Origin of the sequence: Thermobacillus sp. ZCTH02-B1 (genome assembly GCF_002159085.1) — a bacterium.
Lineage (GTDB): Bacteria > Bacillota > Bacilli > Paenibacillales > Paenibacillaceae > Thermobacillus.
In genome coordinates, this window is record NZ_LZRU01000011.1 from 21,919 (window position 1) to 28,759 (window position 6,841).

Below are 6,841 nucleotides of genomic sequence, written 5' to 3' on the forward strand. Positions count from 1 at the left end.
CCTTTTGAACGGCGAAAGACGGAAGGGGGTCAAATCGTGGGCATCAAGCGATCGTGGCTGTGCGCGGCCCTTGTCCTGGCGGTTGCGGGCGCGGCGGCGGGCGGATGTTCGGACGGGCAGGCGGACCGTGCGGAAACCGCCCTGACAAGCGCGCCCGTGCTGAAGACCAGCGTACCCGGAATGGAACTGGTGTTCGTCAAAGGGGGGACATTCAAGAACCCGAAATCCAATTACTACGAAAGCGGCATCGTCGTCCGGGATTTCTATATCGGCAAGTACGAGGTCACGCAGCGGGAATGGACGGCGGTGATGGGCAGCAACCCGTCCCGTTTCAAGGGGGACAACCTGCCGGTCGATTCCGTCAGCTGGTACGAGGCGATCGAATTTTGCAACCGGCTCAGCCTGATGGAAGGGCTCGAACCGTACTACAACATCGACAAGGGCCGGCAGGATCCCGGCAACAAAAACGAGGTCGACCAGGTGAAATGGGTCGTGACCGTCAACGAAGGGGCGAACGGCTACAGGCTGCCGACGGAAGTGGAATGGGAATACGCGGCCAGCGGCGGCCAGAAGAGCAAAGGCTACAAATACAGCGGCGGCAACAAGCCGGATGATGTGTCGTGGAACTGGCGCAATTCCGGGGACCGGTACCTGTCCGGCGGCTGGAGCTGGCATGTCATCGAGAACAACAAGACCACCACGCATCCGGTCGGACGCAAGAAGGCCAATGAGCTCGGTCTGTACGACATGTCGGGCAACGTCCGCGAATGGTGCTGGGACTGGTACGAGGATCCGGACATCGAAGCCGGCCTGTACCGGGTGGCGCGCGGCGGCGGCTGGATCGGCGACATCCACACGATCGAGATCTCGTTCCGGGGCAAGTTCGATGCGAACGGCATCGGTCCCGACCAGGGATTCCGCATCGCCCGCAATGCCGATTCGGCGACGGTCGGGTGACTTGCGCCGACGCTCCGGAACGGGCATCCGGCTCTCCGGCGGCGCTTCCGATTTGCCGGAGACTGAAGCCGTTCGCCGCACCAGACGGCGGCCGGCCGGGACGCGAAATCCCGGCCGGCCGTTTCCGTTTTTTCATATGGCTGCGTCATGCTTGTACGAATACCGGATATCCATCCGGCCCGAAGGCGGACGGGACTCCGGGATCCCGTCTTCTCTCGGAACCGGCGGATTACGGGATCAGACAACCGACGATGACTCCCGCGTCGATTGCCAGATAGATCCCCAGGCAGGCCGCGCATCCGGCCGGCCCCGTCACGGAGCAGACGATCGAGCAGGTCGCGAGCGCGGATGCCACCAGCGGTCCGTCCGCACCCAATCGATGGAGGCAATCCGCCACATCTTCCCAGTAACCGAACGGCCTGATCATGCCGTCATCCTGACCGGAAATGCCATCGACGCTCGCGGTACCGACCAGCACCCCGTTGCTGTACACCTTGATGTCAAGGGCATTCTCTTCTTCATCCATGATCACTTCGTGAGCCTGGGCGATGGTTTTGCCGCTTGTGAAGGCGAAGGTAATCCCGCTGAGCGGCATATAGTGGCCCGCCGATTCCAGGAACGGGATAAACACATAATACGCGTACAGGCTTCCCGGACTGTCGAAGGCCACACCCCTGACTCCGGAGAAATCGAATTTCGTTCTGGGTTCAACGGTTTCGATTGCGCCCTGATCCCACTTTTGGAGGATGATATGCTGCAACTCCAGCAATTCGTCATCGGAAAGTTCGAGCGCAAGGTCGTGATAGCCGGCAATCATTTTCACAAATTGTTCCGCTTCGGAGGAAGCATGGGATGAATGCGCAGTGCCCACGCCATCGGCGACGGTGATCACACACAGAACGGACGAAAGCACAAGCAGCCACCATTTTTTCATCAAGCATCTCCTCCCATCATGAATGGAATTGAAAATGCTAAAGACCAATTTAATACCTATCATACCACATGATGAGAATTTCTTGATTTCATGGATATCATATTTTAGGCCGCAGACTCTTTACGGTTGTTCATCTTTTCGCCGCCATTCGACGCTTTCGCATTTGTTCCACCAGCCAAAGAAAAAAAGCGCCGGTTGGGCCGACGCTTGCCATCGGTGCCTTTCTTTCCCTCAATCCGTGATCATGTAGCCCTTGTTGCGGATGCAGATGATCTTCATGCCGGCATCCAGTTTTTTTCTGAGTTTGGTGATATAGACGTACAGTTCGTTCCTCGTTACGGTGGAGCCTTGTTTCCAGGCAAAATGGATCAAGGTATGAAAAGGCACGATTCTGTTTTTGTTCATGGTGAGACAATACAGGATTCTGAATTCGATTTTCGACAAGGACAGGATGATGCCGTCTTTGATCAGGTTTTCAAATTGAACATCCAGCAGCAGCCGGTCGTTCAATTTGAGGACTTCCGCGGTTCCGACCATTTGCATCCCCCTCGGACTGCGGCGCCACATGCCGCCCGGGCTTCAATGTCTTTTCGACAAGACGAGCCAGGAGAGAAACAGGGTGGAGCTGATGAGCGACAATAAAATGAGGATGGTTTGTTCCGCGTTGAGTTTGACATAACCGTAACGGATCATGACCCACAGGGCGCCGCAATAAAGGAGCGCGAGAACGGAGGTGTACAGGGCGCCTTTCCGGCGGATATACCGCATCCGCTCGTCGTTGCGCTGCAGATGGGGAGCAAGCGAAGCCATGGAGAAGCTGATGATCGCGAGGCTGATGACGACGAAGAAATATTCGACATTCCCGGAACCTTCGGCCATCATCTGAACCAGAGCCGTAAAGCCGCCGATCACCAGCCAGCCGAAACCGATGAGGATCAGCCATTTTCGGGACAGCATGTTCGGACTCCTTTCATTCTTCTTCATCCAGAATAAAAATTTCTTCCACCGAAGCGTGAAAAATGCGGGCGATCCGGATTGCGAGCGGGAGCGACGGATTGTATTTGCCCTTTTCGATCGAAATGATGGTCTGCCGGGTCACGTTCAGCATCTCGGCCAGTTTGTCCTGGGACAGGTTATGTTTTTTTCGATACTCGGGAAGCCTGTTCTTCACGTGTGCCACCTCGGAAGGGAGACAAGCAAAGCCGAGTGCAGCTTGATTTCCATTATATTGTAAAGCACCCTTTACGTAAAGTTTCTTTTACATATTCCTATGCCGGAGAACGCCCGGCGTTCGGAACCGGCGGAGTGCGGACGCCGTCGTTGCGCCTCGTGCGGCTTCAGGCGCCTGTCATCCGTTTTAAGCTGATCTTAAGCTTTCTTTCATCTTCCGTTCAGGCTTGTCTTCCATAATCTGTGCCGGAATGAAGCTGGATGGAAGGGATGGCGTTGGGGATGAAGCGAAGATGGTGGGCGGCAACCGTCCTGATCGCGCTCGTCGCATGCGGCGCGGGAGCCTGGTTCTGGCTTCGGCCGGATGAGACGCTGGTTCGCGAGGTGACGTATCCGACGGCGATTGTCCGGAGGGGAACCCTCATGTCCGCCATATCCGGAACCGGCAACATGGAACCGGCGGAGCGGGAAGCGATTTCCGCCTCCAGAGAGGGAACCATTGCCGAAGTGTTCTTCTCGGAAGGAGATCAGGTCAGGCGGGGCGACATCCTCATCGCGTTCAAGCAGGACGAAGCGGATGTCTCCCGGCAGATCGAGAGCAGGCAGATCAGCCTGGAGAGGGCCAGGCTGGAGCTGGAGGCGCTTCGGCAGCAATACAAAAACGCGGTGCGGGAGGAACAGGACGTGTCCCAGATCCTGCTCAATATCCGCGCCAAGGAACTGGACATCCGGCAGCTCGAATACGAGATCGAGGAACTCCGGACGCCGGATGAGGGGATCGCGCCGATCACGGCGCCGATCGACGGCAAGCTGGTCGGCTTCAAGGCGAAGGCGGGGGATGTGATCCGCGCGGACACGTCGCTCGGCGAAGTCGTCGATTACAGCCGGATGAAAATCGTGGTCCGCGTCGACGAGCTGGACATCTCGCAGGTGGAGGTCGGCCAGCCGGCGGAGGTGTTCGTGGAGGCGCTGCCGGACCGGGTGTTTTCCGGCGTCGTGACGGAGATCGCGGACGAGGGGACGCAGTCGAACGGCGTGGCAACCTTCGATGTGACGATTCTGCTGGAGGAGGCGGAAGGCCTGAAGGCCGGCATGAGCGCCGAAGCGACCATCGTCACGATGCGCAAGGAGAACGCGCTCTATGTGCCGATCGACGCGGTGCAGTCCGTTCGCGGGCAATATTTTGTCCTCGTGCCGGGGGAAGAGGAGGATCGGCCGTCGGAGGATGCGGCGGCGTCGGGCGGTGCGCGGGAACGGATGCGCATGGGACAGCCGCCGGGAACGAGGCGCGTGGCCGTCGAGGTCGGCGTCCATAACGAAGATTATATCGAAATCGTATCCGGCCTGTCGGAAGGCGCGACACGGTGATCGTTCCGGGCCCGATTTCGGCGGGTCGCGGCAGAACGGACAAGTGACGCGCTTCGGCGGGTTCGGCGCTCCGCAGGTCGGGGGCGGCTTCTCCGGAACCGGATTCCCGGGAGGAGGCGGTCCGGGCGGCGGAGCTTCCGGCGGTTTCGTGAGAAGCGAAAGCGGCTTTTCCGGCGGCGGCTTCCCCGGTGGCGGAGGCTCCGCGGGCGGCGGCCCGGGCGGCGGCGGAACCCGCGGAGGTGGCCGGTGATGGACGTCCGGCGGGATGAACCGCTGATCCGGGTGGAAGCGGTCACCAAGGAATACGTCATGGGCGGCGAGGTGCTGAGGGCGCTGAACGGGGTATCGCTGACGGTCGGATACGGGGAATTCGTCACGATCATCGGCCCGTCGGGCTCCGGCAAGTCGACGCTGATGAACATCCTCGGCTGCCTGGATACCCCGACGTCGGGGAAATATTGGCTGGAGGGTGTGGAAGTCAACCGTCTGCGCGACAGCCGGCTGGCGGAGATCCGCAACCGGAAGATCGGATTCATATTCCAGAACTTCAACCTGCTGCCGAATCTGACCGCGCTGGAAAACGTGGAGCTGCCCCTGATCTACAGGGGCATGCGGAGCGCCGAGCGGAGGGAGCGGGCGGTCGAAGCGCTGCGCAAGGTCGGGCTCGGGGACCGGATGCGCCACCGCCCGCCGGAGCTGTCGGGCGGCCAGCAGCAGCGCGTGGCGATCGCGCGGGCGCTGGCCGGCGATCCGCCATTCTGCTCGGCGACGAGCCGACGGGCGCGCTGGATACGAAGACGGGCCGGGAAGTGCTGCGGCTCCTGCAGGATTTGAACCGGGAAGGACGCACCATCATTCTCATCACCCACGACATGGATGTGGCGAGGCAGGCGAAGCGCATCGTGCGAATCGTCGACGGGGTGCTGCATGAGGGGGACGGCGCGGCATGAAGCTCGGCCAGGGGCTCAAAATGGCGCTGAAAAGCATCATGGCGAACAAAATGCGCTCCTTCCTCACCATGCTCGGCATCATCATCGGCGTCAGTTCCGTCATCGTTCTGGTCGGCATCGGCCAGGGGGCGAGTAGCCGGATCGAGGAGCAGGTGCGGGCGCTCGGGACGAACCTGCTGACCGTCAACATTCTGGGCCGCGGCGACACGTCGACGCTGTCGTACGAACAAGCCGTGGCATTCGCGGACATCGAGGGCGTGGAGTATGCGGCGCCATACAACAGCAACAGCGCGACGGTGAAATACGGCACGAACGACGTGACCGTCAACGTGGTGGGCACGAACGCGGATTATTTTTATCTCCGGGGTTACGGGCTGGCCGCCGGACGATTCGTCGCGCAGATCGATCTCGATTTCCGCCAGAAAATCGCGGTCCTGGGCGCGGCGACGGCGGAGGAGCTGTTCGGCTTCGCGAACCCCGTGGGGGAATACGTGAAAATCAACGGAACGCGGTTCAAGGTGGTCGGGCTCCTCGCGGAAAAGGGAAGTTCCGCGTTCGGCTCGTACGACGAAATCGTCATCATCCCGCTCACGACGGCCGAGCGCACGTTCCGGAGCCGGGGGGTTCGCAGCATCTATATCCAGGCGGCGTCCGTCGACCGGCTGGACGCGATCCAGGAGGAAGCGGAAGCGAGGCTCGCGGAAATGTTCCGCGGACAGGAGAACGCCTACCGGGTGTTCAACCAGGAGGACATGCTGGAGACCGCATCGTCCATATCGGATACGCTGTCGCTCGCCTTGGGCGGCATCGCCGGCATCTCGCTGCTGGTCGGCGGCATCGGCATCATGAACATCATGCTCGTCTCGGTGACGGAGCGGACGCGGGAAATCGGCATCCGCAAGGCGGTCGGCGCGAAGAAGCGGGATATCCTGATCCAGTTCCTGATCGAGGCGGTCACGATCAGCGCGCTGGGCGGCCTGCTCGGCCTCGGGCTCGGTTTTGCCGGCGGTTGGGCGGTCTCTTCGCTCCTGCGGATCGACGTCGTCCATTCCGGGGACATGATCGCATTGGCCCTCGGATTCTCCGTCCTGATCGGCGTCGCGTTCGGCATCTACCCCGCCAACAAGGCGGCGAAGCTGAAACCCGTCGATGCGCTGCGGTTCGAGTAGCGGACCGGAGCGCTTCCGGCCAGTCGTTAGAGTAAAATTTGCGTGGGGGTAAAGTCTGGAAAAAGCGAACATAGAAAAAGAGCTTCTCCCTTGGTAAAGTGAATTTGCTGAAACACGCACCAAGAGGAGGAAGCTCCTGTGCAGCACTTTACCACAATCATTCCCACAATGAAAGAGCTTGAGCAGTGGATGTTGCGGGAGATGCAGGAAGCGTTCGCCAGCGCGATGAAGACAGCGCTGGAGATGTTTGATCAGATCATCCTTGAGCAAAGGGATCGCCAGCGTTTTCGCGT

8 protein-coding genes and 1 pseudogene are annotated in these 6,841 nt (G+C 60.2%); 5 read left to right on the plus strand and 4 right to left on the minus strand.

The window, feature by feature from the left end:
• The first annotated feature begins 42 nt into the window (after positions 1-42).
• Complete coding sequence (locus A9Z00_RS04880) at positions 43-957, plus strand: formylglycine-generating enzyme family protein (RefSeq protein WP_483316268.1); 915 nt, start codon at positions 43-45, stop codon at positions 955-957.
• Between the two features lie 229 nt (positions 958-1,186).
• On the opposite strand, the gene A9Z00_RS04885 is transcribed toward A9Z00_RS04880, so the two are convergent.
• The 4 genes from A9Z00_RS04885 to A9Z00_RS04900 form a co-directional block, all read right to left on the minus strand.
• Positions 1,187-1,891, minus strand: coding sequence for a hypothetical protein (locus tag A9Z00_RS04885; RefSeq protein WP_296975052.1), 705 nt, complete (start codon positions 1,889-1,891; stop codon positions 1,187-1,189).
• Positions 1,892-2,122: 231 nt separating this feature from the next.
• Positions 2,123-2,428 (minus strand): helix-turn-helix domain-containing protein, encoded by a 306-nt coding sequence (locus tag A9Z00_RS04890; RefSeq protein WP_296975053.1) that lies wholly within the window; start codon positions 2,426-2,428, stop codon positions 2,123-2,125.
• A gap of 42 nt (positions 2,429-2,470) precedes the next feature.
• Positions 2,471-2,848: a hypothetical protein gene (locus tag A9Z00_RS04895; protein WP_296975054.1), complete on the minus strand. Its 378-nt coding sequence runs from the start codon at positions 2,846-2,848 to the stop codon at positions 2,471-2,473.
• A 13-nt stretch (positions 2,849-2,861) separates the two neighbouring features.
• Positions 2,862-3,062, minus strand: a complete 201-nt coding sequence (locus tag A9Z00_RS04900; protein WP_296975055.1) for a helix-turn-helix transcriptional regulator — start codon at positions 3,060-3,062, stop codon at positions 2,862-2,864.
• 281 nt (positions 3,063-3,343) lie between these two features.
• Here A9Z00_RS04900 and A9Z00_RS04905 point away from each other — a divergent pair, with 281 nt between their 5' ends.
• The 4 genes and pseudogenes from A9Z00_RS04905 to A9Z00_RS04920 form a co-directional block, all read left to right on the plus strand.
• Positions 3,344-4,429, plus strand: a complete 1,086-nt coding sequence (locus A9Z00_RS04905) for an efflux RND transporter periplasmic adaptor subunit (RefSeq protein ID WP_296975056.1) — start codon at positions 3,344-3,346, stop codon at positions 4,427-4,429.
• Between the two features lie 249 nt (positions 4,430-4,678).
• Positions 4,679-5,379, plus strand: a pseudogene (locus A9Z00_RS04910) (ABC transporter ATP-binding protein).
• Positions 5,376-6,548: an ABC transporter permease gene (locus A9Z00_RS04915; protein WP_296975057.1), complete on the plus strand. Its 1,173-nt coding sequence runs from the start codon at positions 5,376-5,378 to the stop codon at positions 6,546-6,548. Before A9Z00_RS04910 ends, A9Z00_RS04915 begins: the two are co-directional and overlap by 4 nt.
• A 138-nt stretch (positions 6,549-6,686) precedes the next feature.
• Positions 6,687-6,841, plus strand: a 155-nt coding sequence (locus A9Z00_RS04920) for a UPF0236 family transposase-like protein (RefSeq protein WP_296973636.1), incomplete at its 3' end; no start/stop codon positions are given.

Bases quoted from the DNA above. Each gene is read 5' to 3' on its own strand.
- A9Z00_RS04885 (WP_296975052.1), bottom strand. From the start codon at position 1,891: ATGAAAAAATGGTGGCTGCTTGTGCTTTCGTCCGTTCTGTGTGTGATC.
- A9Z00_RS04905 (WP_296975056.1), top strand. From the start codon at position 3,344: ATGAAGCGAAGATGGTGGGCGGCAACCGTCCTGATCGCGCTCGTCGCA.
- A9Z00_RS04915 (WP_296975057.1), top strand. From the start codon at position 5,376: ATGAAGCTCGGCCAGGGGCTCAAAATGGCGCTGAAAAGCATCATGGCG.
- A9Z00_RS04895 (WP_296975054.1), bottom strand. From the start codon at position 2,848: ATGCTGTCCCGAAAATGGCTGATCCTCATCGGTTTCGGCTGGCTGGTG.
- A9Z00_RS04890 (WP_296975053.1), bottom strand. From the start codon at position 2,428: ATGGTCGGAACCGCGGAAGTCCTCAAATTGAACGACCGGCTGCTGCTG.